At 61.5% G+C, this 25,785-nt stretch carries 25 protein-coding genes, 1 tRNA gene and 1 pseudogene; 15 read left to right on the top strand and 12 right to left on the bottom strand.

The window, feature by feature from the left end; all coding sequences use genetic code 11:
• Positions 1-99: 99 nt before the first annotated feature.
• The gene (locus ACFMBG_RS14855; RefSeq protein ID WP_421055477.1) at positions 100-471 is read left to right on the top strand and encodes a hypothetical protein; all 372 of its coding nucleotides are present in this window, start codon (positions 100-102) and stop codon (positions 469-471) included.
• A 20-nt stretch (positions 472-491) separates the two neighbouring features.
• Here ACFMBG_RS14855 and ACFMBG_RS14850 read toward each other — a convergent pair whose 3' ends face one another.
• Positions 492-1,286, bottom strand: a complete 795-nt coding sequence (locus ACFMBG_RS14850) for a hypothetical protein (protein WP_421055476.1) — start codon at positions 1,284-1,286, stop codon at positions 492-494.
• Between the two features lie 506 nt (positions 1,287-1,792).
• Positions 1,793-2,578 carry a hypothetical protein gene (locus ACFMBG_RS14845; protein WP_421055475.1) on the bottom strand — a complete coding sequence of 262 codons (786 nt, stop codon included), beginning with the start codon at positions 2,576-2,578 and terminating at the stop codon, positions 1,793-1,795.
• A 229-nt stretch (positions 2,579-2,807) separates the two neighbouring features.
• Here ACFMBG_RS14845 and ACFMBG_RS14840 point away from each other — a divergent pair, with 229 nt between their 5' ends.
• The 6 genes and pseudogenes from ACFMBG_RS14840 to ACFMBG_RS14815 form a co-directional block, all read left to right on the top strand.
• The gene (locus tag ACFMBG_RS14840) at positions 2,808-4,490 is read left to right on the top strand and encodes a type IV secretory system conjugative DNA transfer family protein (protein WP_421055474.1); all 1,683 of its coding nucleotides are present in this window, start codon (positions 2,808-2,810) and stop codon (positions 4,488-4,490) included.
• The gene (locus tag ACFMBG_RS14835; protein WP_421055473.1) at positions 4,483-4,827 is read left to right on the top strand and encodes a hypothetical protein; all 345 of its coding nucleotides are present in this window, start codon (positions 4,483-4,485) and stop codon (positions 4,825-4,827) included. Before ACFMBG_RS14840 ends, ACFMBG_RS14835 begins: the two co-directional genes overlap by 8 nt.
• A 24-nt stretch (positions 4,828-4,851) precedes the next feature.
• Positions 4,852-5,199, top strand: coding sequence for a hypothetical protein (locus tag ACFMBG_RS14830; RefSeq protein WP_421055472.1), 348 nt, complete (start codon positions 4,852-4,854; stop codon positions 5,197-5,199).
• A gap of 59 nt (positions 5,200-5,258) precedes the next feature.
• Positions 5,259-5,501: a hypothetical protein gene (locus ACFMBG_RS14825; protein WP_421055471.1), complete on the top strand. Its 243-nt coding sequence runs from the start codon at positions 5,259-5,261 to the stop codon at positions 5,499-5,501.
• Positions 5,502-5,649: 148 nt separating this feature from the next.
• Positions 5,650-5,997, top strand: coding sequence for a hypothetical protein (locus tag ACFMBG_RS14820; protein ID WP_421055470.1), 348 nt, complete (start codon positions 5,650-5,652; stop codon positions 5,995-5,997).
• Positions 5,994-7,031, top strand: a pseudogene (locus tag ACFMBG_RS14815) (recombinase family protein); the annotation flags it as partial. The gene ACFMBG_RS14820 and the pseudogene ACFMBG_RS14815, both read left to right, overlap by 4 nt.
• Positions 7,032-7,524: 493 nt before the next feature.
• On the opposite strand, the gene ACFMBG_RS14810 reads toward ACFMBG_RS14815, so the two are convergent.
• Both ACFMBG_RS14810 and mepK read right to left on the bottom strand, forming a co-directional pair.
• A tRNA-Arg gene (locus ACFMBG_RS14810) sits at positions 7,525-7,601 on the bottom strand.
• Positions 7,602-7,768: 167 nt separating this feature from the next.
• On the bottom strand, positions 7,769-8,338 hold the full coding sequence (gene mepK / locus ACFMBG_RS14805) for a peptidoglycan L,D-endopeptidase MepK (RefSeq protein ID WP_421055469.1): 570 nt from the start codon (positions 8,336-8,338) through the stop codon (positions 7,769-7,771).
• Positions 8,339-8,687: 349 nt separating this feature from the next.
• Between mepK and ACFMBG_RS14800 the strand changes: the two genes are divergently transcribed.
• Genes ACFMBG_RS14800 through ACFMBG_RS14785 form a run of 4 tightly spaced genes read left to right on the top strand, consistent with a single transcriptional unit; the run spans position 8,688 to position 12,952 of the window.
• Positions 8,688-10,316 carry a L,D-transpeptidase family protein gene (locus ACFMBG_RS14800; protein WP_421055468.1) on the top strand — a complete coding sequence of 543 codons (1,629 nt, stop codon included), beginning with the start codon at positions 8,688-8,690 and terminating at the stop codon, positions 10,314-10,316.
• Between the two features lie 39 nt (positions 10,317-10,355).
• Entirely contained in the window at positions 10,356-11,429 is a 1,074-nt protein-coding gene (lpxD, locus tag ACFMBG_RS14795; RefSeq protein ID WP_421055467.1) for a UDP-3-O-(3-hydroxymyristoyl)glucosamine N-acyltransferase, read from the top strand.
• 48 nt (positions 11,430-11,477) lie between these two features.
• Entirely contained in the window at positions 11,478-11,735 is a 258-nt protein-coding gene (locus ACFMBG_RS14790) for an acyl carrier protein (protein ID WP_421055466.1), read from the top strand.
• 8 nt (positions 11,736-11,743) lie between these two features.
• Positions 11,744-12,952: a beta-ketoacyl-[acyl-carrier-protein] synthase family protein gene (locus tag ACFMBG_RS14785; protein ID WP_421055465.1), complete on the top strand. Its 1,209-nt coding sequence runs from the start codon at positions 11,744-11,746 to the stop codon at positions 12,950-12,952.
• A gap of 69 nt (positions 12,953-13,021) precedes the next feature.
• Here ACFMBG_RS14785 and ACFMBG_RS14780 read toward each other — a convergent pair whose 3' ends face one another.
• Positions 13,022-13,672 (bottom strand): invasion associated locus B family protein, encoded by a 651-nt coding sequence (locus ACFMBG_RS14780; protein WP_421055464.1) that lies wholly within the window; start codon positions 13,670-13,672, stop codon positions 13,022-13,024.
• Positions 13,673-14,170: 498 nt separating this feature from the next.
• Here ACFMBG_RS14780 and ACFMBG_RS14775 point away from each other — a divergent pair, with 498 nt between their 5' ends.
• Positions 14,171-15,715: a helicase HerA-like domain-containing protein gene (locus ACFMBG_RS14775; protein WP_421055463.1), complete on the top strand. Its 1,545-nt coding sequence runs from the start codon at positions 14,171-14,173 to the stop codon at positions 15,713-15,715.
• 29 nt (positions 15,716-15,744) lie between these two features.
• On the opposite strand, the gene ACFMBG_RS14770 is transcribed toward ACFMBG_RS14775, so the two are convergent.
• From ACFMBG_RS14770 to ACFMBG_RS14745, 6 genes are all read right to left on the bottom strand, one after another.
• Complete coding sequence (locus ACFMBG_RS14770) at positions 15,745-15,987, bottom strand: hypothetical protein (protein ID WP_421055462.1); 243 nt, start codon at positions 15,985-15,987, stop codon at positions 15,745-15,747.
• Between the two features lie 212 nt (positions 15,988-16,199).
• Positions 16,200-17,522 carry a branched-chain amino acid ABC transporter permease gene (locus ACFMBG_RS14765; RefSeq protein ID WP_421055461.1) on the bottom strand — a complete coding sequence of 441 codons (1,323 nt, stop codon included), beginning with the start codon at positions 17,520-17,522 and terminating at the stop codon, positions 16,200-16,202.
• A complete protein-coding gene (locus ACFMBG_RS14760) occupies positions 17,519-18,529 on the bottom strand; it encodes a branched-chain amino acid ABC transporter permease (RefSeq protein WP_421055460.1) in 1,011 nt (336 codons plus the stop codon). Before ACFMBG_RS14760 ends, ACFMBG_RS14765 begins: the two co-directional genes overlap by 4 nt.
• A 2-nt stretch (positions 18,530-18,531) precedes the next feature.
• Complete coding sequence (locus ACFMBG_RS14755) at positions 18,532-19,362, bottom strand: ABC transporter ATP-binding protein (RefSeq protein ID WP_421055459.1); 831 nt, start codon at positions 19,360-19,362, stop codon at positions 18,532-18,534.
• Positions 19,359-20,147: an ABC transporter ATP-binding protein gene (locus ACFMBG_RS14750; RefSeq protein ID WP_058286880.1), complete on the bottom strand. Its 789-nt coding sequence runs from the start codon at positions 20,145-20,147 to the stop codon at positions 19,359-19,361. The genes ACFMBG_RS14755 and ACFMBG_RS14750 overlap by 4 nt, the downstream gene beginning before the upstream one ends.
• 99 nt (positions 20,148-20,246) lie before the next feature.
• A complete protein-coding gene (locus tag ACFMBG_RS14745; RefSeq protein ID WP_421055458.1) occupies positions 20,247-21,440 on the bottom strand; it encodes an ABC transporter substrate-binding protein in 1,194 nt (397 codons plus the stop codon).
• Positions 21,441-21,629: 189 nt separating this feature from the next.
• Between ACFMBG_RS14745 and ACFMBG_RS14740 the strand changes: the two genes are divergently transcribed.
• Both ACFMBG_RS14740 and ACFMBG_RS14735 read left to right on the top strand, forming a co-directional pair.
• A complete protein-coding gene (locus ACFMBG_RS14740; RefSeq protein WP_421055457.1) occupies positions 21,630-22,733 on the top strand; it encodes a PQQ-dependent sugar dehydrogenase in 1,104 nt (367 codons plus the stop codon).
• 54 nt (positions 22,734-22,787) lie between these two features.
• Positions 22,788-23,204, top strand: coding sequence for a hypothetical protein (locus tag ACFMBG_RS14735; RefSeq protein WP_421055456.1), 417 nt, complete (start codon positions 22,788-22,790; stop codon positions 23,202-23,204).
• Positions 23,205-23,236: 32 nt separating this feature from the next.
• Here the strand turns inward: ACFMBG_RS14735 and ACFMBG_RS14730 are convergent, their stop codons facing one another.
• Positions 23,237-24,241 carry a GlxA family transcriptional regulator gene (locus tag ACFMBG_RS14730; protein WP_421055455.1) on the bottom strand — a complete coding sequence of 335 codons (1,005 nt, stop codon included), beginning with the start codon at positions 24,239-24,241 and terminating at the stop codon, positions 23,237-23,239.
• 180 nt (positions 24,242-24,421) lie between these two features.
• Here ACFMBG_RS14730 and ACFMBG_RS14725 point away from each other — a divergent pair.
• Positions 24,422-25,785 (top strand): class II 3-deoxy-7-phosphoheptulonate synthase (locus ACFMBG_RS14725; RefSeq protein WP_421055454.1); only part of this gene is annotated, 1,364 nt, incomplete at its 3' end.

Genomic DNA, 25,785 nt, shown 5'->3' with positions numbered 1-25,785 from the left:
CGGAAAGGTGCGGCCCGGGCTCGGCGGCCCGCCGGAAAACGGTAGCCGCAAAACCGGTTTCAATCATACACCAGCCCGGGAATCCCTGTCCATGTCCGGTTGACAAAAATCGTCGGTTTTGTCACCGGCAAACCGGGGGAAGGCATGAAGAATTCAAAGATGCTTGTGATCGCCGCCGCCGTCGCGCTGCTTCAGGCAGGCGGAACGTCTCCCGCCCTTGCGCTGACCGCAGGCGACGTTCTCGACAAGATGAATGCAGACCAGCGCTACGGCTTTATCAGCGGCGCTGTTGATATGGCGTCCCAGCTTTATGCCGAAGGAGGAAACCGGGAAAAGGGCGAATGTGCTCTTTCATGGTTCTTCGACGGAGATGACGGAATTCGAATGATTCATGACTTCTTCGATGCCCATAAGGACAAAGATGCTGTCGGTCTGTTATCGATTTTGATCAACCGACAATGCGGGACATAGGTTCCGAGGCAAGTCCGGGGCTACGGCCCGCCGGGTGACGGCAAGCTTGCTGATAACTCCTGTCCGGCGTCATCTTGCGGGGCGCGTGCTTCCAGCGCGGCCAGTTCTTCGTCAGTGAGTTCGAGGCCAGATGCTACCTTTCTGACGCGCTCCGGAAGTTCTTCGCGGATCGTTTGCCTGCGGTCACGGGCGTCTTCTTTCGAAATGGAACCGTTCGCCAGATCTTCGAGTAACCGTGCCCGTTCGGTCTCGTTGTGGTGAATCCTGTCGCGCTCGGCAAACAATTCTTCTTCCCGGCGCAAAGAACTCAGCCATTCTTCGTGTGTCGGCCTGCCGGTCAGGCGATGCCTGATTTGCTGGAAAGTCTCGTCGGACAGCCGGGCTCCGTCTTCGTAGTATGCGGCGTTTTGATCTTCGGTCGCGAAAATCGTTCGGCCCTCGGTGTCGGTAAATGCCTCGGCATGTAGTCGCTCGCGTTGGCGGTGCAGTTCCGCCAATTCTTCCTCAATCTGAAGAAGCGCGACGACTGACGCTTCGTCCAGCCGGTCAAAATCCTCGCCAATGCTGGTAGCGAGTGCCTGATAGGCCGGATCTGCAAGGCGCGCCGCCCGGATGTTCTGTTCGGCAAGCATTTGGTTGATGTTATGAAAATCATCCGCCGAGCGGTTGGCGCGCTCGGTGGCAAGCGCTCCACGCTGCGCAGCGTGCCCGGATATTACGGAGTCGCTGTCGATTTCTGCGAGATAGACGAGCTTGCGCAATACCTCTCTCGAAGGTGCTGCCACGTTCTGAAATTCTTCTCCGGGCTTGATCACACTACCGCTTCCGCCGCTTTCCTGACTTACCCCTTTATTATATCGCAAGTGGCGGGCTGTGCGCGAATTCTGAAGGTATTATTGTTGTTTTTCAAATGGTTGCAGGTCTTCTCGCCCTGCCTTCGGTTGCCGGGCCGCTTGCCGCTAGCGGGCCGGTTGTTTGATTTCCAGTTCCGCAAGGATTTCCCGTGACAGGCGCTTGTCACCTGGTCTGAAGATTCCGGTTTCGATGTCCTCAAATGCGTCCTGGGTTTTGTTATGCCGCGTTTGGCTTCGAGAGTTTGAAGGATGCTTTGGAATTCACAGAAAAAGCGGTATGTCCGGGGAACGCACGATCAAGGTAATTGACAATCTGGACAAAAGTTACCTTGGCAACGAACCAGACGGGCCTTCGCGAGAATAATCTTTGAAACTTTCACATTTCAGTGGGACTGGTTCATCCACAGAACGCGCTTCATCTGCGTGTCAATTCGAGGATCGGAAGCTGCGATGATGCCGGTTTTGATCTAGGTGTATGGCTTTGATGAACGAAGGGCGACGAATGGGAACGAAGGGTGGTGCCTGCGCCCGGAAATACCCATCATCATACCGCTCAGGCGGATGACAGGGAGCGGGCCATTCAGAGCATCCTGCCAGTTGTCGGCGACAAAAAACTTCACGCGCTCCGCGTTTGCGCCCAAGCCGAACATGATGATGTTGGCTGCGGTGAACATCACGCCACCTTCGTCAATCTCATGGATTTGTGCGTCCTGATAGTCCGGATCGATGTAGTCCTGCTCTTCCCTGAAACGGGTGAACCCGCCCTCGGTCGAAAATTTCAGGCGTGAGACCAGAACGCGGTCGGATCGCTCCGGTGTCGTCCATGCAGGCCGGTACAACTCGAAGACCCCGTCAAGCTTGCTGAGTTCCTTGTCGAAGGGTTGAGCAAGGCGGCGTCCGTTCGCAGCCGCATATGAGAGCAAACCCTGTGGCAACTGTCCTTCCGGGCGGAAAAGCTCGGTCTTGAATTCCGGGGATCGCTCCAGGAATTCAAAGACGATCCGCTTTTTGTGGGACTGCGCATTGCTAACGTACGCAAGCCCTTCTTCCTGCCAGCGCACCAATGTCGAGCCGGCAACAAGCGTCTTTTTGTCCTTGTGCTTGATGCCTTTGCGGGCGCGCGCTGTCGCTTGCGCACGCTCATCGTCGGTGATCGCGCCTGCCAGGCGCTCCAGCGCGCCCTTTTCGGCGGCAAGCTGCGTCAGTGCCAAATACAGTGCCTTATTGTGCTCATCCGTTTCCGTCCAGGGCATGACGCACCACCTTTCTGCAAATCTCCGCATCCGTGCGGAGATTTGCATGAAACCTGCGGACAAAGAAGTCCGTTTTATGCGGTTTTTCGAACGTCTGGCGCGGCCACATTGGATCACAGGATGCCGGTAAAAGCTGCCCGCAGACACCGGAAATAAGGAGCAGGACCAGCCATGACGATGAACAACAACCAAGCCTACCGGATAGCTTCTTGCCCGCGAGGAAACAGGCATGAGCCGCTCACCTGATCCGAAAAGGGGCTCCCCGACCGGCGCGGTACTGGTCGGGGTGGTGATTTTGACTCCGGCCCATTTCTGGCCGGAGCTGACCGGCGGGCAGCTTGATGCTGCCGATCAGCTCTATTCGGGATTCTTCAAATTCATTGGCGGGATGTGCATTCTGTCCGGAGTGGCCGGATATTACCGGGCATGGCAACAACGGGAAAAACGAAAGTCCGCCGAGCGTCCCACCGGCACATTCGGCAGCGCCGCTTTTGCCAGTCCGGATGATTGTGCGGCAGCGGGGCTTCTGGACCCGCGCGGCCTTTATCTGGGGCTGCTGGGCGGCCAGCCGCTTTTCTACAGCGGCAAGGCCCATCTGATCACTGCGGCCCCGGCCCGTCAGGGCAAGGGCATCAGCGTGGTGATCCCGAACCTGTTGCACTACCAGGGCTCGGTCGTTGTTTCCGATCCGAAGGGCGAACTGGCGGCTGTGACGGCCCGGCACCGGAAGGAGCGGTTGGGCCAGTACATAATTATTCTCAACCCGTGGGGGCTGCACGGCCTGCCGCAGCATCGCTTCAATCCGTTGCAGCCCGTGATCGAGGCGGCGAAAGACCCGGCGCTGGTCCGGGGGATCGCGGACGATGCCAGGGCACTCGTCCTGCAGTTGCTGCCGGAACCGGAAGATGCGCGGAACCGCTTTTTCCGCGACGGGGCGCGGATGATCCTGCGCGCGCTGCTGCTGCATCTGGCCACCTCCGGAAACGAAGCCCGCTGCACGCTGCCGGAGATGTGGCGCATCGTATCGAGCGGGCGGCGCATGGACAGCATCGCCAATGAAATGGAGGCCTCCGATGCCCTGTTCGGCATGGTGGCCGATCTCGGCCTCGACCTGCGCTACCAGATGGATGAAAACCCGGGGCAGTTCGCCGATTTCCGGCAGGGCGCCCTGCAGGCACTGGATATATTCGATCCCTGCGGCTGGCTTGCCGATGCCGTCAGCGGGACCGATGTGGACTTCCGGCTGCTCAAGGAGGGCAAGGCCAGCGTCTATCTTGTGATCCCGCAGGACAGGATCGCCACGCACGGCACCTGGCTCGGTCTGGTGACACAGCAGGCGATCACGGCGGTTGCCCGGTCCTCGGGTCCCGGTGAAGTGCTGTTCCTGCTCGATGAGTTCGCGAATATGGGCAGGCTGTCGGGGTTGGCCGAAAGCCTGACGGCGCTGCCGGGGTTGGGGGTTCGGGTCTGGGTCTTCGTCCAGGAATTCGCCGAGCTGGTCAGGCTCTACGGCCCGCACACAGCGCGGACGATCCTCTCGCAGGCCGAGGTGAAACAGTTCTTCGCCGTACAGGACGACCAGCTTGCCCGGACCCTTTCGGCGGCGCTCGGCCAGATGACGGTCAAGACCCGGAATTTCAACCTCGGGCGTTCCGATGACGACGAGGTCGGAGAAAGCCTTTCGGAAACCGGCAGGCCGCTGATGGCGCCGGAAGACATCCGGCAGATGGGGCCGGATGAACAATTGCTCCTGATCAGGAATCTGCCGCCGGTCAGGGCGCAGCGCATGCCGTTCTGGTTCGTGTCGCCCTGGGGCCAATGGGCGGAGCCCAACCCGGTCGAGGGAGCCTGTCCGCGCGTGCGCCCGCGTCTGCGGCTCAGCTACGAGAGAAAGGAAACCAACAATGAATGAATTCAGGGTCACGGTACACGGTGCGGGACCGCCGCGCGGACCGGACGGGCCGCTAAGGAGAGCCTTGCGCCGGATCGGGCGGATGCTCAGGGCGCTGCTGCTGCGTCCGCGTATTGTCATCGCATCGATGTTTGCGGCCTTCGTCCTGATGATCGGGACGCCCCACGCCGGATGGGATTACGAGTGCCGCCATCCGATGCGCGGCCCCGGTTCCTGCCGTTCGGTCGCCTGGTGCGCCTATTATGGCATTCAGGGCCGCCGGGTGGAGTTCCCGGAATATGGCGAGCGCTGCAAGCTCATCACCGTCCTGCCCGTGCGGTGGGACAAGCTGCTCTAAGGCAGCAACAAAGGAGGAAGAACAATGGCAAACCAATTTGATCGTGATCGTGGACCGACCGGGATGGGATGGACACCGCATGAGAAAGCCTTGATCGACAGCCTCGCGAAAGGTCCGCCGCGTATCGAGGTCAAACACTGTGAGCCACTGAAGGAGCCAGTGATTTTTGGCAACGCCGCGCAGCGCGATGTTGGCGGCGGGGTCGAGCTGCGACTGACGCGTCCCCCAGGCAGCTACCAGCGCAGGCCAAAACCCTTCGGACGCTTCGTGCGGTTTTTGATCATAGCCGTTGGCTTGACGGGACTTGGGAGCGTCATCGCAATCATCCTGTGGGGGCTGTTCCAGGTCGTGCGCGGTTTTCACGGCGGCTAACCCGCAAAGACTACAGCGGGCGCGGTAAGCGCCGCGCCTGCAATAGAAGGAAGCGACCGATGAAGGAATTCTTTTACGCTGTCGATCTGGGAGCGGTCGTAGGCCCCAGGCTCGAAAAGCAGGCTGAAAAGGCATGCTTCGAGGACAGAGAGCAGTTCGCGGCAATACTCCTGTCTCACATGCTTGAGCTGATGGAAGCCTTCGATCAGGAGGAAGATGAGGCGCTCGCCACGCGGCTGAAAACAGAAGAAATCCCGGAGGTGTCAGAAGGCGAAGAAATCGATGACGGCCTCCCGTTCTAGAAAACCGGCGCTCATCGATGGCCGGAAACGCCCGCTCACGGCGCGTTTTGGCGGATCTGGAGCGTCCCGCAACTTTGCACGATAACTACCTAAGGTTGTATACTGAAGATATAGGCACAAGATGTGCCTCGGTGAAAGGAAAACCGCGATGAAGGACGAAAACAGGACCGGCAGACACAATGCCCTTTCCGCAGACTTCGGCACTTCGGCGCGGCGTATCCTGAACGTCGATGTGGCGAAGTATCAGGAATATCTCGACGGTTCGGGGCTGCGCCCGGAACAGAAGGAAGAATTCCTGCGCGGCCTTTGGTCGATCATCATGAACTTTGTCGATCTCGGCTTTGAGGTCCATCCGCTGCAGGAAGCCTGTGGAAAACTCGATGAATGCGAGCGTCCGGACGCCTGTGAAGCCTTCGATCTGGTAAGATCGGAGCATTCGGAAAAACCACACCGCACGACCTGCCCGCATCAACCCGGCAGAAAGGGGGGTACATGAGACTGACAACGCCTGAAAACCGTCCGGCCTGCAAGGCTGTGATCTACTGCCGCGTGTCCAGCGCAAAGCAGACGGTTCGCGGTGATGGGCTGTCCTCACAGGAGACCCGCTGCCGTGAGTTTGCCAAATACAAGGGCTATGAGGTTGTCGAGGTCTTCAGCGACGATATGTCGGGAAGTCTGACCGCCCGCCCGGGTATGCAGGCTATGCTGCGTTACTTGCGCACCCGCAGGGACAGTCATGCCGTGATCATCGATGATATCTCGCGACTTGCGCGCGGCCTTGAAGCGCATCTACGCTTGCGCGCTGACATTGCGGGCGTTGGCGGTGTTCTTGTGAGCCCGTCCATCGAGTTCGGTGAAGACTCCGATTCGATCCTCGTTGAAAACCTTCTGGCCTCGGTCTCGCAGCATCAGCGCCAGAAGAACGGCGAGCAAACCAAGAACCGGATGCGCGCGCGTCTGCAAAATGGCTATTGGGTTTTTCAGGCTCCAGTCGGCTACCGCCGCGAGCGTGTGAGTGGCCACGGCCTTCTGTTGGTGCGTGATGAGCCCAACGCCTCAATCTTGCAAGAAGCGCTGGAAAGCTATGCCTCCGGGCGCTTCCAGACCCAGGTCGAAGTTAAGCGCTTTCTTGAGCGCCAGCCATCCTTTCCAAAGGACAAGAAGACTGGCAAGATTCACAACCAGCGCATCCATGATCTGCTGACCCGTCCGATCTACGCTGGTTATGTCGAAGCCCCCAACTGGAATGTCAGTCTGCGCAAAGGCCAGCATGAAGGGCTGATCAGCTTTGAGACCTTCGAGAAGATTCAGGCGCGCCTGAAAGGGACGGCGAAAGCGCCAGCGCGCAAAGATATCAGCGCGGACTTCCCGCTACGCGGGTTTATACTGTGCGATGACTGCGGCAAGCCGTTGACAGCCTGCTGGTCCAAGAGCAAGACGGGCAAAAAACACCCCTATTATCTTTGTCCCACAAGAGGTTGCGCGAGCTATCGCAAGTCGATCCGGCGCGATGATCTGGAAGGATCGTTCGAGCGCCTGCTGCGCGGGCTGCAGCCTGCCAAACAGCTCTATGAGCTGGCCAGCGCCATGTTCCGCGATGCGTGGAACATGAAGATTGCGCAGGTGCAGTCCGATGCCAAGGCGCTCAAAAGACAGAAAGCAGAAGTCGAAAAGCAGATCGAGACGCTTCTTGATCGCATCATTGACACTGAAAGTACGAGTGTTGTGAAAGCCTACGAGAAAAAGATCGCCAAGCTGGAGCGCAGCAAGGCGCTACTGGATGAACACCTGCAAAAAACGACCCGTCCAAGGCATACCTTGGAGGAGTCGTTCGAACTCGCCATGCGATTCCTGTCAAACCCTTGGAATATATGGCTTAACGGCGATATTGTGTGGAAGAAAACAGTCCTGAGACTGGCATTTTGTGAGCCTGTGCGACACTGCCGGAATGAGGGTGTTCGAACCCCGAAAATCACCTTTCCGTTCAAGGTGTTAGGGGATGTTAACATGTTAAAATGTGAGATGGCGCACCTGAGAGGATTCGAACCTCTGGCCTCTGCCTTCGGAGGGCAGCGCTCTATCCAGCTGAGCTACAGGTGCGTTGTTACGGCGGGGTATACCCGTGCTTTGCTACCTCTGCAACGGGAAAAACTGCCTGTTTCCAATTTCCTGAGATAAGCCTGTGTTAACACGGGCGGCATCGGGCGCAGACAAAAAAAGCCTGCCCCGGGACGGGCAGGCTTGCATTCTTGCAATGGAGGGGGCGGTTAGCCGCGCCAGGTGCGGACGACACCGCAATCCATATGCACGAAGTTGGAGCGCGCGTATTTTCCAACGCCGCCAGCGCGGCAAGCTTCGGCAGCTTTGGCCATTTGCGACACCGACCGCGATGCCAGCCGCAGGTCAGCGGCCTGGCCGCGCATGTGCAGCGAGTTCTTGGCCACCCCGCGCGAGCGGCTGCGCAGCATTGCGTTGGTCTTGGGGCTGCGGTAGCCGGACAGCAGCATGTAGGGCTCGTTCACGTCCAGAAGGTTGTGCGACGCCGCCATGATGTCGATGGTGCGCAGGTCGATTTCCTTCACATCATCCGTGCGCCAGTCACGCATGAAGTGATTGATTTCCTTGACGGCGTCCTGGATGTACTGGCCGTCGATCCAATACACCATGTCCACACGCTCGCCGGTGCGGCCGGAATACATGCGAATGCGCCGGATGTCACCGCCGCCGCGCAAGAAGCCTGCTGCATTTGAGAAAGTAGGGGCTGCTGTCACTGCGGTTGCAGCAAACACACCCAAGAGAGAACGCCGGGAGATCCCCGTGCCCGCGGTTTCTGCCATTGATACTGCGCCGTCCCGTACGCTGTTAGTCCTGCCTATTCGCCCGATGTTACGGGCTCGCTAACGTTCTTAGTTAACGTGCGGTGTGTATGGCACAGCATGAGTCGCGTTCCAACATTTCTTTACCGCTCTGTAACGGATAGGCCGTTTTTCGGCAATTTCTTGCGCAAACGGGGAGGGGCCGGGAACTTTTCCCCGCGACTGTTGCAGGCGCGTTCCATAGACGCGGCAACGGTGCATCACGGTTAACTTTTCGCGATTGTGAGTGGACAACGCAGGCTGGCATTTACCAGAATTTCAGATAGGCACTGCCAAGATTGGAAAAAACGGCTCAAGGACCGGAGATTTTATGACGCGCGCATCCGCTGGATACTTTTTGCCGGGGCTCAAGGCCGGGCTGTTTGCCCTGGCATTGGGAGGATTGGCTGCCGGAACCTTTGCCGGCACGGCGCAGGCAGACATACCGGCGGCTTTCCGCCAGGCAGTGGCAGAGACGGCCTCTACTGATGATGCCGTTGCCAGTTTCTACCGGGAAAATGGCTATCAGGCGATCTGGACCGGCGCGGATGAGGCGTCGCGCCAGCGCCGCAGCGCGCTGCTGGCGGCCTTGAACGATACCCGCGCCCACGGGCTGCCGGACCGCTCGGCTGAGGTCAGCGCCCTGCTGCAGCAGATGCGGCAGGCCCGCACCACCCGCGATTTCGGCATGGTCGAGGCGGCGCTGAGCAAGGCGCTGGTGGACTATGCCACTGATCTGCAGACCGGGCTGCTGGTGCCCTCGCGCATCGATGAGGGTATGGTGCGGAAGAAACACACCGTGAATGGCGCCAGCTTCCTGGCCGGTATCCGCGACGCCCAGCCCTTTGCCTATATGCGCAGCCTGGTGCCCGCGTCGGCCCAGTACCGCGGGCTGATGCGTGAAAAGCTGCGGCTGGAACAGCTTTTGGCGGCTGGCGGCTGGGGCCCCTCGGTCCAGGCCAAGAAGCTGGAACCGGGTGATCAGGGCCCGGCAGTCATTGCGTTGCGCAACCGGCTGATGGCGATGGGCTACCTGCAGCGCAGTGCCGCGCGCAGCTATGACGCTGCGCTGGAACAGGCAGTGCAGCGCTTCCAGGCGGATCACGGACTGGAAACCGATGGCGTTGCCGGGGCCGGAACCATTGCTGAGGTCAACAAGCCGGTCAGCGAGCGCCTGAAATCGGTGATCATCGCGATGGAGCGGGAACGCTGGCTGACCCCGGACCGGGGCGAGCGCCACATCCTGGTCAACCAGACCGATTTCACCGCCAAGATCGTCGACAATGGCGATGTGACTTTTGAAACCCGCTCGGTCATCGGCAAGAACACCCATGACCGCCGCAGCCCCGAATTCTCGGACGAGATGGAGCATATGGTGATCAATCCGAGCTGGTACGTGCCGCGCTCGATCATCACCAAGGAATATCTGCCCAAGCTGAAAAGCAATCCCAATGCTGTCGGCCATATCCAGATCACCGACCGGCGCGGCCGGGTGGTGAACCGCAGCTCGGCCGATTTCTCGCAGTATACCGCGCGGAACTTCCCCTATTCCATGCGCCAGCCCCCCAGCCGCAGCAATGCGCTGGGTCTGGTCAAGTTCATGTTCCCGAACAAGTACAATATCTACCTGCACGACACCCCGCAAAAGAGCCTGTTTGCCCGCGAAGTGCGCGCCTTCTCGCACGGCTGCATCCGCCTGGCGCAGCCGTTTGAATTTGCCTACGCGCTGCTGGCGCGCCAGACCGAAGACCCCAAGGATTTCTTCCATCGCATCCTGAACAGCGGCCGGGAAACCAAGGTCGAGCTGGAGCAGAAGGTGCCGGTGCATATCATCTACCGGACCGCGGTTGTGTCCAGCAAAGGCCGTGCGGAATTCCGCCGCGATGTCTACGGCCGCGACGCCAAGATCTGGGCGGCGCTGGAGCGGGCAGGGGTGGTGCTGCCCAGCGTTCAAGGGTAAATACCGGGCCCATACAGGATTATTCTGAAAGGGCCTGCCATGTTCACAATCCGCCAGATTGCCGAGTCTTTGGGCGCCGAAGCCCAGGGCGACCTGGACCTGCAGGTCACGGGTGCGGCTGAGCCGCAGGATGCCGGGGCTGGCCAGATCGCCATGGCGATGGCCCCGAAATACGCGGAAGGCCTGCAGGCAGGCAACGCTCAGGCTGCCGTGCTGTGGGAAGGCGCGGACTGGCAGTCCTTCGGGCTCAAGGCCGCCATCTTTGCCCCGCGCCCGCGGATGACCATGTCCGGCGTGACCGCAATGCTGGACCAAGGCCAGGGGTTCCCGTCCGGCATCCACCCCTCTGCCGTCGTCGATCCCAGCGCCGAACTTGGCGAGGGTGTCTCCGTGGGCCCGCTGACGGTCATTGCCGCCGGTGCCAGGATCGGCGCGCGCTCCGTTATCGGCCCGCACTGCTATATCGGCGCGGACGCGGTGATCGGAACGGATGCCCAGCTGCGCGAGATGGTCTCGATCGGCGCCCGCGCCACCATCGGCGACCGCTTCCGCGCCCAGCCTGGTGCACGGGTCGGCGGCGACGGGTTCTCTTATGTTACACCGGAGGTCTCTGGCGCCGAAAACGTCCGCAAGACCATGGGCGACCAGGGCGAGGCCAAGGCGCAGTCCTGGGTCCGGATCCACTCGCTGGGTGCCGTCACCATCGGTGACGATGTCGAGCTCGGCTCCAATTGCACCATCGACAACGGCACCATCCGCGACACCGTGATCGGCAACGGCAGCAAGCTCGACAACCTTGTGCACGTTGGCCACAACACCCGCGTCGGCAACGACTGCCTGCTGTGCGGCCAGACCGGTGTGTCCGGTTCGGTGGACATCGGCAACAACGTGGTTCTTGGCGGCCAGACCGGTGTGGTCGACAACATCTTCATCGGTGACGGGGTAATCTCTGGCGGCGGCACCAAGATCCTGTCGAACGTGCCCGCGGGCCGTGTGATCATGGGCTACCCGGGGGTCAAGATGGAAACCCACACAGAGATGTATAAGGCACAGCGCCGGCTGCCGCGGCTTATGCGTGACATCGAATTGTTAAAAAAGGCTGTTTTCAAGTAACGGCCGAATACTTACATCAGCCTCAGGCAGAAAATCGGGGATCCTTTCATGAGCACGCAGGACAAGGTCATTGCAATCATTGCCGAACAGGCGGTTCTCGAGCCGTCGGATGTGACCCTCGGCAGCACATTGGAAGATCTTGGCATCGACAGTCTGGGGCTGGTCGAAAGCATCTTTGCCATTGAAGAGGAGTTCGACATTTCGATTCCCTTCAATGCCAATGAGCCCGATAAGAGCGGCTTTGACATCTCCAATGTTGCGGCCATCGTCGAAGGCATCGACAAGCTGATCACGGAAAAAGCGTAAGCCCTCTCATGAAGCGCGTTGTCATCACCGGGGCCGGTACCATCAATGCCCTGGGCCATTCGGTGCCCGCTACCCTGGAGGCCATGCGCGAGGGCCGCTGCGGTATTGGCGAACTGGAGTTCCGCGATGTCGAACGGCTGGCGATCCGCATCGGCGGCCAGGTCCGCGGATTCGAGGCCGAGGGCCGCTTCAACCGCCAGCAGATGAGCCTGTATGACCGCTTCACCCAGTTCACCCTGACCGCGGCCAAGGAAGCTATCGAACAGTCCGGCCTGGAATTTCACGGCGAACTGTCGGCCAAGGCTGGCGTTGTTCTGGGCAACTCCGGCGGCGGCATGCAGACGCTGGATGAGAACTACCGCAGCGTTTACGAGGATGGCAAAAACCGGGTGCATCCCTTTGTGGTGCCCAAGCTGATGAACAATGCCGCGGCCGGCCATGTGTCTATGCAGTTCAACCTCAAGGGCCCCAGTTTCACCGTTTCCACCGCCTGCGCGTCCTCGAACCACGCGATGGCGCAGGCGTTCCAGATGGTGCGCTCGGGCATGAGCCCGGTTATGATCACCGGCGGTTCGGAATCGATGCTCTGCTTTGGCGGAGTGAAGGCCTGGGAAGGCCTGCGGGTGATGTCCAAGGACGCCTGCCGCCCGTTCAGCGCCAACCGCAACGGCATGGTGCAGGGCGAAGGCGCCGGCGTCTTCGTGTTCGAAGAATATGAGCACGCCAGGGCACGCGGTGCGGAGATCCTGTGTGAAGTCATTGGCTTCGCCATGTCCTCGGATGCCGCCGACATTGTCATGCCCAGCAAGCAGGGCGCTGCGCGCGCCATTGCTGGGGCGCTGCAGGATGCCCGCGTGAACGCTTCCGACGTCGGCTATATCAATGCCCATGGCACCGGCACCGCAGCCAATGACAAGACCGAATGCGCCGCGGTGGCAGATGTTTTCGGCCCGCATGCGGACAGCCTGATGATATCCTCCACCAAATCCATGCACGGCCACCTGATCGGCGGCACCGGCGCGGTGGAACTGCTGGCCTGCATCATGGCGTTGCGCGACGGGGTGATTGCCCCGACCATCGGCTATGAGGAACCGGATCCGGAATGCAACCTGGATGTGGTCCCGAACGAGGCGCGCGAGGCCAGGGTCGAGGTGGCGCTGTCCAACGCCTTTGCCTTTGGCGGGCTGAACGCGGTGCTGGCCCTGCGCAAGGTCTGAAGCCCCGAAACGAAAACGCCGCGGCCCCGGGGGCACGCGGCGTTTCTGTTTTCAGGAGGGCGCCAGGCGTTACTGCTTGACCACGTCCACCACGTCATAACCGGCGGTGAAGCCGCTCAGCGACAGCTTCATTTCCACCACCTGATCCGGAGCAGGTGCCGGGCGCAGCGACAGGGTGGCTTCCTTGCCTTTCTTGAAGGCGTCGATGTCGCCCTGGGTCAGGCCGATCTGCGCCACACAGCCCAGCTGGTTGCAGAAGGAATAGTTGTAGCGCTTGGCCGGTGCGCCATCGATCGAGATGGTCAGCGCGGCCGGCAGCAGGGTTTCCAGGGGCACGATCACGGTGGCGCCGGCAACCGCCTGGCCGCCCTGCTGCTCAATCCGGAACAGCGATACCTCGGCAATCGGGTTGCCTTTCGGGCCCGACAGAACCTGCAGCAGCGAGCAGGGGTCGGTCTCGGCCTCGGTCTTGATGCAGGCCAGATCCCAGTCGCCGTGCTTTTCCTTGGAATAACGCTGACCCAGCTGCGGGCCGTTGCTGACCGGTTCGCCAAGGTCCAGAAGCTGATCGGCGGTTGATTCCGCCTGCTCGCCTTGCTCAGCCTGTTCCGTGGTTTCCGCCCCGGCGGCTTCTTCTTCCGCCGCCGTTTCCTGCGATGCCAGCGGTGCGGCCATGGCCAGCATTGCGGCCAGCGTGATCGGGGTCAGGGACTTCAACATGAATGCCTCATTTTTCTACAGACGCTGCTTTCGCGTGTAACACGCCGCCCGGGCAGTGTCAGGTCAATATCAGACGATCAGCGGGGAATTCCGCCCATGCCGTCTCAATCGTGGAAGTCGCTGAATAAGAACAAAAAAGGGAACCCGATGGCCCCCTTTTTCGTGTTTGCGTCTCCCCGTCGGACTGGCCGACTTAGTTATTGCGTAGGACGTTACGAAAGGGCTGGCCATCGGTCAACATGCAAGTTCAAAAAAATGCAGCGCAGCCGGGATTTGGCGGAATTTGCCGGAGATAGCGGAGTGCTCCGGGTCCGGCTGCCTGTTTTGCAGGCGGTTTCGCCAAAAAGAAGGCCGTGCACGAGGCACGGCCCAGTCTGACAGGGAGGAAATGTCCGCCGCGGCAACCGCATGTGCAGGGGCGGGCAAGATTGACTATCGCACTGAAAAGTTAACTTTGTATTGTTATCCACAGGCAAAAAGCAAAGGCAGGGGGCAGGCATGACAGAACAGGTTTTTCTGGGCGGCGGCGGCGAGGATTACGGCATTCCGCAGGGGCTGGCGCTGAAATATGCCAACCGTCACGGGCTGATCGCCGGCGCTACCGGCACTGGTAAGACGGTGACACTGCAGATCCTGGCCGAAGGGTTCTCCAATGCTGGCGTGCCGGTGATCCTGTCTGATGTGAAAGGGGACCTGTCAGGATTGGCAAAACCGGGCTCGGACACCCATAAGCTGCACCGCGCCTTTACCTCCCGGGCGGAAAAGATCGGCTTTGCGGACTACAGCTATCATGCCTGTCCGGTCACCTTCTGGGATCTCTATGGCGAGCAGGGGCATCCCGTGCGCACCACGGTGGCCGAAATGGGCCCGTTGCTGCTGTCGCGCCTGCTGGAACTCAGCGAGGCGCAGGAAGGTATCCTGAACATCGCTTTCCGTCTGGCCGATGAAGAGGGGCTGCCGCTCTTGGATCTCAAAGACCTGCAGGCGCTGCTGGTTTGGATTGGCGAGAACCGCGGCCAGCTGTCCCTGCGCTACGGAAATGTCTCACCGGCGTCGGTCGGCGCGATCCAGCGCCGTCTTCTGGTACTGGAGAACCAGGGCGGCGCCGGCCTGTTCGGGGAGCCGGCGCTGGAGCTCAGCGACCTGATGCGCTGCGATTCAAGCGGCAAGGGTATGGTCAACATCCTTGCCGCGGACAAGCTGATGGCGGCACCGGGGCTCTATGCGACGTTCCTGCTCTGGCTCCTCAGCGAACTGTTCGAGGAACTGCCGGAGGTGGGCGATCCGGACAAGCCGCGGCTGGTTTTCTTCTTCGACGAGGCGCACCTGCTGTTCGAGGACGCCCCCAAGGCCTTGATCGACAAGGTGGAGCAAGTGGCCCGGCTGATCCGGTCAAAGGGCGTGGGGGTATATTTCATCACCCAGAGCCCCGCCGATGTGCCGGAGGATATTCTGGGCCAGCTCGGCAACCGCATCCAGCACGCTTTGCGCGCCTTCACCGCCAAGGACCGCAAGAACCTGCGGCTGGCGGCGGAAACCTACCGCGAGAACCCGCGGTTCCCGACCGAAGAGGCGATCCGCGAGGTTGGCGTCGGCGAAGCGGTCACCTCGATGCTGCAAAAGAAGGGTGTGCCTGGCGTGGTGGAGCGCACGCTGATCCGCCCGCCCAGTTCCCAGCTGGGGCCGATCACAGCGCAGGAGCGGGCCGCCATTCTGAAAGCCTCTGACATGGCCGGGAAATACGAGACACCGCTGGACCGGCGGTCAGCTTATGAGATCCTGGCCCAGCGGGCGCAGGCCGCGGCCCAGGAAGCGGAAGCTGCCGAAACCGCCGCAGAAGAATCGCCGCAGCCGATGGCGCGGGAATTCAACGCCGCCCGGCGTTATTCGGGGGGGCGGGTCAGCCGCTCCACGTCCCGCTCATACGGCAAGAAAGACACCTTTGCCTCTGCCATGTCGGAAGCGGTGATCAAGGAGCTGAAAGGCACGACAGGACGCCGCATTGTCCGCGGCATCCTCGGCAGCCTGTTCAGAGGGCGCTGATCTGACGTCAAACCCTGCAAACAGCAGGATCAGACTCCGTCTTTTTGCCGCTGCCCTTCCTGCTTGCAGATCGCATCGGCTTCTTGCACCGACATGGTTGCGGGGCGGTCGATCGACCGGTCCCAAAGAACCCGGTCCTTGGTGTAAAGCTGACAGGTCACGATGCCCTTGCTGGTCTGCAGCTGCACCGGAGTGGTTTCAAACTGCTCCGGCGAAACGCAGCCGGTCAATGCGGCCGCAGCCGCGGATACCAGGAAGAGCTTCAAAGTCATATGCATGGCAGCCTGCCTCGTTGTTTTTCTGAGCTGTTTTGGCCCTGTTAAACAAAAAATTGAGGCAGGTCTTTCCCCTTTTTGAGGAAAAGCTGAGGCGGTGGCGTTTTCGGGAGGGATGCGGGGCCGCAGGAAATCAGAGCTGTCCTAAAGCGCTCTGAAGAAAGGGCAGGGCCCTGCCTGGCTTGAAACCGGACAGGGCCCGTGCCTGTTTATTTTTCGGGGATCAGGCCGCGCGGGCTGAACCTCAGCACCAGGAGCAGGATCAGCCCCATGGTGAACAGCCGCATGTGCGAGGCGCTTTCCATCAGATGCGACTTCAGCGGGCTGCCGTCGGCCATGCCGGAGGTCACCAGCTCCATCAGCAGGATGCCCATCGGCTCCACCTTGATCCAGAAGAACCAGATCAGCATGCCGCCCAGCACCGCGCCGAAGTTGTTGCCGGAACCGCCCACGATCACCATCACCCAGATCAGGAAGGTGAACCGCAGCGGGTTGTAGGTGCCCGGCGTCAGCTGGCTGTCCAGCGTGGTCATCATCGCGCCGGCAATGCCGCAGATTGCGGAGCCCAACACAAAGATCTGCAGGTGGCGGCGGGTGACATCCTTGCCCATGGCTTCGGCCGCGGTCTCATTGTCGCGGATTGCGCGCATCATCCGGCCCCAGGGGCTTTTCAGCGCCATCTGTGCCATCCACAGCAGCGCCAGCAGCACCACCGCGAACATCACCGCATAGCCCGCCTTGACGTAGACAGTCGAGGCGGTGACCGGGTCCATGCCCCAGCTTGCGGCGCGCTCCACAAAGGACGGATCGTTCTGCAGATCGACCTCATAGGGCAGCGGACGGGGCAGGCCGACCACGTTCTTCACGCCGCGCGACAACCAGTCCTCGTTCTTGAGCACCGCGATGATGATCTCGGCGATGCCCAGCGTAGCAATGGCCAGATAGTCAGAGCGCAGGCCCAGGGCCGTCTTGCCGATCAGCCAGGCCGCGCCTGCCGCCAGCAGGCCGCCCGCGGGCCAGGCCAGCAGCACTGGCAGGCCAAGGCCGCCGATATTGCCCTGCAGCGCCGGGTTGATCGCCTCGACCGAGCTCACTGCCGGGTCGAAGATCGCCCGGTAGAGGAAGAAGCCGGAGACCAGGACCGCCAGCAGCACCAGCGTTCTGAATTTGCCCGCCGGCATGTTCTTGGTGATCATCACCGCGGCCACAACCGTTAGCGCGCCCAGCACCAGCGCCATCACGATGCCGATGCCGCCAGAGGACCAGGCCTCAGGGATCACCGGGGTCGAGGTCAGCACCACGGCCAGGCCGCCAAGCGCGGTGAAGCCCATGATGCCGACGTTGAACAGCCCGGCAAAGCCCCACTGGATGTTCACGCCGATCGCCATGATGGCCGAGATCAGCCCCATGTTCAGGATCACCAGCGCCGAGTTCCAGGAGCCGGAGAAGAACAGGGCGTCGGTCATGCCTTCCAGCAGGATCATCGCACCGACAAAGACGAAAAGAAGGGTATGTTTCATAGTATCGGTCATACCGCTTTCCCTTTGAAAAGGCCGGTGGGCTTGAACAGGAGGACGACAATCAGGATCGCGAAGGAAACCGCGAACTTGTAGTCGGTGCTGAGGAGCTGAACCAGCCCGTCAGGCGCCAGGCTCTCCGGCAGGCCGTAGGTCAGAACCTTCTTCCAGGCATAGGTGATCGTCACCTCGGAGAAGGCGATGATGAAACCGCCGGCAATTGCGCCAATCGGGTTGCCGAGGCCGCCGACGATGGCAGAGGCAAAGATCGGCAGCAGCAGCTGGAAATAGGTGAAGGGTTTGAACGACTTGTCGAGGCCATAGAGAACCCCGGCAATGGTCGCCAGCGCCGCCACGATCATCCAGGTGTACATCACCACGCGCTCCGGGTTGATGCCGGACAGCAGCGCCAGATCCTCGTTGTCCGAGTAGGCGCGCATCGACTTGCCGGTGCGGGTCTTGTTCAGGAACCAGAACAGTACCGCAACAACGATCACCGCGGTGACCACGGTCAGCGCTTCGGTGGTCTTGATCGCCAGGCCTTCATCCAGCCCGGTGAGCTTCTTGAAGTTTCGCGCCGAGATCACGAAACGCTCGCCATCGGTAAAACGCTGGTCGCCCGGCCCGATGATGAAACGCACCAGGCCGTTCATGATGAACATCACGCCCAGCGAGACCATCACGAAGATCACCGGCTTCGCCTTTTGCTGGCGGTAGAACCGGTAAACGGTCTTGTCCGTGAACAGCGCCAGCGCAATGGTGCCCAGAATGCCAAACGGCAGCGCCAGCAGGGCGGTCGGCAGCGGGCCTGCGCTCAGCCCCATCGACTGGAACAGCCAGGTGAACAGGATGGTGACCATCGCGCCGAACGCCATGGTGTCGCCATGGGCAAAGTTCGAGAACCGCAGGATCCCGTAAATCAGCGTCACCCCCAACGCGCCAAGCGCCAGCTGGCTGCCATAAGCCAGCCCGGGGACAATAACAAAGTTGGTAAGCGCCACGAGGGCGTTGAGAAGATCCATGCTTAGCCACCCAGGAAAGATTTGCGCACTTCGGGATCGGCCAGCAGCTCCTTGCCGGTGCCGGTATAGGCATTGCGCCCCTGCACCAGGACATAGCCTTTGTCCGCGATCTCAAGCGCTTGCTTGGCGTTCTGCTCCACCATCAGGATCGGCAGCCCGGTGCGGGCGACCTCGATGATGCGGTCGAACAGCTCATCCATCACGATGGGGGACACACCCGCCGTCGGTTCGTCCAGCATCAGAACCTTCGGTTTCGTCATCAGCGCGCGGCCCACCGCGACCTGCTGGCGCTGGCCGCCGGACAGCTCGCCCGCGGGCTGGTTGCGCTTGTCGCGCAGGATCGGGAACAGATCATAGACCTGCTCCATCGTGTCACGGAAATCGTCGGTGCGGATGAAGGCGCCCATTTCCAGGTTCTCCTCCACCGTCATCGAGGTGAAGATGTTGCTGGTCTGGGGCACGAACCCCATGCCCTTGATCACCCGGTCCTGCGGGGTGAGCTGGGTGATGTCCTCGCCGTCCAGGCGCACGGAGCCGGAGCGCACGTTCAGCATCCCGAACACCGCCTTCATCGCGGTCGATTTGCCGGCACCGTTGGGGCCGACGATCACCGCGATCTCGCCCTTGTCGACGGCGATGGTGCAGTCATGCAGGATGTCCGGCCCCTTGCCATAACCGCCGGTCATGGTGTCGCCGATCAGGAACGGGCCGCCCTCGACCTTGTGCGTGGGGCCGCTTTTCATATGGGCGGGCTGCATCGTGCCCGCGCCTTTCAGGTTGGTGATCGAGGCATCCTTGTTGCCGTGATCGTCCTGGTAGGGGTTATCGCTCATGCGTCCGCCTCCAGCTTATCCTTGTTTTTCAGACCAGTACCCAGATAGGCCTCGATCACGTGCTCGTTTGCCTTGATCTCGTCCAGGGTGCCTTCGGCCAGTTTCTTGCCTTCGGCCATGCAGATCACCGGGTCGCACAGGCGGCCGATGAATTCCATGTCGTGCTCGATCACCACGAAGGTGTAGCCGCGTTCCTCGTTCAGGCGCTTGATCGCATCGGCGATGGTATAGAGCAGGGTGCGGTTCACACCGGCGCCGACCTCGTCGAGGAAGACGATCTTGGCGTCCACCATCATCGTGCGGCCCAGCTCCAGGAGTTTCTTCTGGCCGCCGGAGACCTGGCCCGCCTTCAGATCCGCGATGTGGCTGATGGTCAGGAACTCCAGCACCTCGTCGGCCTTGGCCCGCAGCGCGCGTTCCTCGTCGGCGATCCGTTTACGTCCGAACCAGGTGTTCCACAGGCTCTCCCCCGACTGCGCGCCCGGCACCATCATCAGGTTTTCCCGGCAGGTCATCGAGGAGAACTCATGCGCGATCTGGAAGGTGCGCAGCAGCCCCTTGTGGAACAGCTCATGCGGCGGCAGGCCGGTGATGTCCTCACCGTCCATGGTGACCCGGCCTGAGGTCGGTTCCAGAACACCTGCGATTACGTTGAAAAGAGTGGTTTTTCCGGCACCGTTCGGGCCGATCAAACCGGTTATGGACCCCTTAGCGATTTCCAGCGAAGCGCCGTCCACCGCGTGGAACCCGCCGAAGTGCTTATGCAAGTCCTCGACGACGATCATGACATTTCATCCCCTGCCGCGGTTTTTGCGGCGTTTTTAATTTGGAACAGCCCGGGCGGGACCCGGGCTGCTCTTTATCGGTTGCTTTTCCGATGGTTATCAGCGGAAGCGAAGGGTTTCGTTCTTGCCGTCCTTCACTTCGATCTCGCGGTAGGAGCCTGCGCTCTCACCCGGGCCGATCAGCTCAACGCCGGTTGCGCCCTGATAGTCGATCTCACCGCCGGCAGCGAGGATTTCCAGCGCCTTGCCCAGTTCACCCGGGTTGATCGGCTCGCCCGGGGCGTTGGCCACGTCCAGGATCTTGCCGACGTAATCCGCCGGGTTGGTGGAGTTTGCAGCCTGCATCGCCAGCAGGAACAGCGCTGCCGCGTCATAGGATTCGGACGCGTAGGCCGAGGTGCCGTCAAAGCCGCGCTCTTTTGCCATTTCGGCAAAGATTTCCGCGCCTTTGCTGTCGGAGCCGGCGATCTGGCCAAAGGAGCCGTCCAGGTCTGCACCGACGTTTGCGGGCAGGCTGTCGCCGATCATGCCGCCGGGCAGGCCAAAGGTGTCAAACGCACCGGAGTCCAGCGCGCCCTGGATGATGCCCAGGCCGCCCTGGTCCAGATAGCCCGCAACCACCAGGATGTCGCCGCCGGCAGAGGCCAGCGCGCCGACTTCAGCGGAATAGTCGCCTTTGCCGTCTTCATGCGCGGTCACGATGGTGACTTCGCCGCCGACTTCCTCAAAGGAGGTCTTGATCGCGTCCGCCAGGCCCTTGCCATAGTCGTTGTTGGTGTAGGTCAGGGCGATCGAGTTGATGCCGCGCTCTTTCAGGATCTCGGCCATCACCTGGCCTTCGCGTGCATCCGAAGGAGAGGTGCGGAAGAACAGGCCGTTGTCTTCCATGGTCGACAGGCCGGGCGAGGTTGCCGACGGCGAGATCATCACCATGCCGTTCGGGATAGCCACGTTCTGCAGGATGGCACCGGTCACGCCGGAGCAGTCGCCGCCGATGATGCCGTTCACGCCCTCAGCCACCAGCTTCTCGCCGTTTGCAACCGCCAGGCCGTTGTCGATGCAGCCGGTGTCAGCGCGGACGGGGGTCACGGTGGCGCTGTCCAGCAGCTTGCCCGACTTGGTGACTTCCTCCATGGCCAGTTCAGCGCCGTCGCCCATTGCCGGGGCCAGCGATTCAATCGGGCCGGTGAAACCGAACAGCACGCCCAGTTTCACTTCCTTCGCATGGCCGCCAGCAAAGGCAGTGCCAGCCGTCAGCGCAGCGGCCGCGGTGGCCATCAGCAGTTTTTTCATTTGAGAACTCCCATTGTTGGAACAAAAATGTTCACATCGGACCCTAGGCAAGCCGGTTGAAAAAGAAAAGTCTTATTGAACCGGAACAATTTTCCTCGGGCCGCTTGTTTTGCGCTGCTCCTCCTCTTGATCCCCGGATGCAGCGCCGGCGTGGATTTACCGTGGAATCAGCAGAAGGAAAAGACCTCAATGTTGCACCTGCTTCGCCCCGTGACGCTTGCCCTGGCGCTGATGACGGTTTTCACGGCCGCGTGGGCGGAAACTCTCTCAAGCAGCCAGGGCACACTCCGCGTGACCCGCGTGGCTGCAGGGTTCGATGTGCCCTGGGCGTTTGCGTTTCTGCCGGACGGCGGCCTCCTGGTGACCGAGCGGGACGGCCAGCTTTTTTACGTGCGGAACGGGCAAAAGCAGCGCATCAGCGGCACGCCGGCGGTGGCCGCCGAGGGGCAGGGCGGGCTGCTGGATGTCATGGTACCGCGGGACTTTGCCCGCAGCCGCGAAATCTTCCTGACCTATGCCAAGCGCCAGGGGCGCGGGTCCGGCACCGCCTTGGCTGCCGGGCGGCTCAGCCGGGACAATTCGTGGCTGACCAATGTCAGACTGCTGTTCGAGGCCGCGCCCAGCGCCCGCGGCGGGCGGCATTTCGGCTCCCGCGTGGTGGAGGCGCGTGACGGCACCCTGTTCGTCTCTCTGGGGGAGCGCGGCGACCGGCCGAGCGCCCAGAACCTGCGGCTGCACCAGGGGTCGGTCGTGCGGATCAACCGCGACGGCACGGTGCCCGCCAGTAACCCGTTCGCAAAGACCGAAGGCGCTCAGCCGGAGATCTGGTCCTACGGCCACCGCAACCCGCAGGGTATGGCGCTGGATCTGCAAGGCAATCTCTGGGTCGCTGAACACGGCGCCAGAGGCGGCGACGAGGTCAACCGGGTCCGCAAAGGGGCCAATTACGGCTGGCCGGTGATTTCCTACGGCCGCCATTACTCCGGCGCGCGGATCGGCGAGGGCACCGCGAAACCCGGCATGGAACAGCCGGAGTGGTACTGGGACCCCTCGATGGCGCCCTCCGGCATGATGATCTATTCCGGCCGGATGTGGCCGGAGTGGCGCGGCGGTATTTTTGTCGGCTCGCTGAAATTCGACTACATCTCCCGCCTTTCCGGAGCGCCCCTTAAAGAGGTTGAACAGCTGCGAAGCAGCGAGACCGGCCGCGTCCGCGACGTGCAGGAGGCGCCGGACGGCAGCATCTGGTTTGCCTCGGAAACGGAGGGAGCGATACTGCGGATTTCCCGCTAAGAGGGGGCTTCCGAAAGAAAATCAAGCAATTGCAGCAAGTACAGGAATACTAGGATGAGAAAATTTTTCGCGGCGGCATTTTTCGCTTTGCTCCCGATGGCCTCCTTGGCGCAGGACAGCGTCTTCAATTCCTACGGCAGTTACGAGCGTTTCGTCGAAACCGTCGTCAAGGGGCGCGACTTCAAGCAGCTGATCACCCGGCTCGGCGGGCGCGATGAATACACGCCGGAACAATTGGAGTCAGTGCAGCGGCAGCTGCTGACGATCTACCCGCGCGACTTTACCGGCGGTGCGGTGGCGGTGCGCCAGGAGCTGATGAACGGTTTCAGCAAGGAAGTGCGCGTCTTCTGGAATGAGGACGCGTTGAACTACTGCTTTTATTACGCCCTCATTCACGACCGGGGCGACGGCATCGTGGTGCTCAAGTTCGATCTCAATACGAATTCTGACGTGGTTTTCGGGAAGCTTTAGGAGCTTCCCGAACACCGTTGCGCGCTGGCGCTTCAGGCCTTGTAGTGCGCCGCCTTGCTGCCGCGCTCGCGGTACGGCGTGGTGTCGTAATGCGCCCGGTAGCACTTGGAGAAATGCGACGGTGAGGCAAAGCCGCAGGCCAGCGCCACGTTGATCACGCTCATGTCGGTCTGCATCAAGAGGTTGCGCGCCTTCTGCAGCCGCAGCTCCATGTAATAGCGCTTGGGCGAGCGGTTCAGGTAACGGCGGAACAGCCGTTCCAGCTGGCGGGTCGACATGCCGACATCCTGCGCCAGCACCGAGGGGCTGATCGGCTCTTCGATATTGGCTTCCATCATCTGGATCACCATCGACAGCTTGGGGTGGCGCACGCCGATGCGGGTCGGGATCGACAGCCGCTGGGTGTCCTGGTCGGTGCGGATCGAGGAATAGATCAGCTGATCGGCCACCGCATTGGCCAGCTCCTCGCCGTGGTCATTGGCGATCAGCTTGAGCATCAGGTCGATCGACGATGTGCCGCCGGCGGTGGACACCCGGTTGCCGTCGATCACGAACACCGATTTGGTCAGGTCGACCTCGTCGAACTCCTCGGCAAAACTGTCGGCGTTTTCCCAGTGGATGGTGGCGCGTTTGCCATCCAGCAGCCCGGCCTTGGCCAGCGTGTAGGACGCGGTGCACAGACCGCCCACGGTCAGCCCCTTGCGCGCCTCGCGGCGCAGCCAGGCCAGCAGCTTCTTGGTGGTGGCCTCCTGCACGTCGATGCCAGAGCATACCATCACCACGTCATCGCGGCGCAGCTCGATCAGATCGTCATCCAGGTGGAATGTGGTTCCGGCAGAGCAGGTTACATTCTCACCGCCTTCGCCGACCAGGGTCCAGGAGTAGACGTCCTCGCCATACATCCGGTTGGCGATCCGCAGGCATTCGACAGCCGATGCAAAGGAGAGCATCGTAAACTTGTCGAGCAGCACAAAAACGAACCTCTTCGGCTGGCCGGCGTCTGCTCCAGAATCAGCAGGCTTGCGTGACGTCTGCATGGCGGGGTCCTTCAAGAAACAAGTCGGGCCGCGGGAGCACGCTCCGCGGCAAGTCTGAAAACCGTGTTCACAGGATGGACGCGGGGTCAAGTAGGCGCAATTCTAAACTGGCCTCCATGGTACGGATTTTGTATAGAGCACCCTACAAATTCTAAAGTCCTCTGATGCGGAGATAAAGTCATGAGCGAATGGCAAAAAACGGACTGGCGCAACAAGCCGCGGGTTCAGATGCCGGACTATACCGATGCGGCAGCGCTGAACGCTGTCGAGGCTCAGCTTTCCAAGTATCCTCCGCTGGTCTTCGCCGGTGAGGCGCGCCGCCTCAAGCAGCACCTGGGTGCTGCGGGCCGCGGCGAGGCCTTCCTGCTGCAGGGCGGCGACTGCGCCGAGAGCTTTGACCAGTTCAGCGCCGACGGTATCCGCGACACCTTCAAGGTGATGCTGCAGATGGCGATGGTGCTGACCTATGGCGCCAAGGTGCCGGTGGTGAAGGTGGGCCGCATGGCCGGCCAGTTCGCCAAGCCGCGCAGCGCGCCGACCGAAACCATCGACGGCGTCGAGCTGCCCAGCTACCGCGGCGACATCATCAACGAGCTGGCCTTCACGCCCAAAGCCCGCATTCCCGATCCCAGCAAGATGCTGCAGGCCTATACCCAGGCCGCGGCGACGCTGAACCTGCTGCGCGCCTTCTCCACCGGCGGCTTTGCCGACATGAGCCGGGTGCACTCCTGGACCCTGGGCTTCACCGACGAGCAGGAAGTCCAGAAATACAGCGAGATCGCGACCCGAATCCAGGACACCATTGACTTCATGGGCGCCGCGGGCATCACCGCCGACACCACCCATGAGTTCTCGACCGTTGAATTCTACACCAGCCACGAAGGCCTGCTGCTGGAATACGAGGAGGCGCTGACCCGCCTCGATTCGACCTCCGGCAAATGGCTGGCCGGCTCCGGCCACATGATCTGGATCGGCGACCGCACCCGCCAGCCCGACGGCGCCCACGTGGAATTCTGCCGCGGCGTGCTGAACCCGATCGGCCTCAAGTGCGGCCCGACCACCACGGCCGAGGACCTCAAGGTTCTGATGTCGCGCCTGAACCCGGACAACGAAGCAGGCAAATTGACTCTTATCGCCCGCTTCGGCGCCGGCAAGGCGGGTGAGCACCTGCCGCGCCTGATCAAGGCGGTGAAGGAAGAGGGCGCCAATGTCACCTGGGTCTGCGACCCGATGCACGGCAACACCATCAAATCCTCCACTGGCTACAAGACCCGGCCCTTCGACAGCGTTCTGCGCGAGGTGCGCGACTTCTTTGGCGTCCACAAGGCCGAGGGCACCATCCCCGGCGGCGTGCATTTCGAGATGACCGGCCAGGACGTGACCGAGTGCACCGGCGGCGTGCGCGCGGTGACCGAAGAGGACCTGAGCGACCGTTACCACACCGCCTGCGATCCGCGCCTGAACGCCAGCCAGTCGCTGGAGCTGGCCTTCCTGGTGGCAGAGGAGCTGTCCGCCCTGCGTGCCGCTCAGAAGGCCCGTCAGGC

Source organism: Leisingera coralii, from assembly GCF_049056525.1.
GTDB lineage: Bacteria > Pseudomonadota > Alphaproteobacteria > Rhodobacterales > Rhodobacteraceae > Leisingera > Leisingera coralii.
Note: the sequence above shows the minus strand (reverse complement) of the source record. Positions and strands in the feature narration are given on the sequence as shown.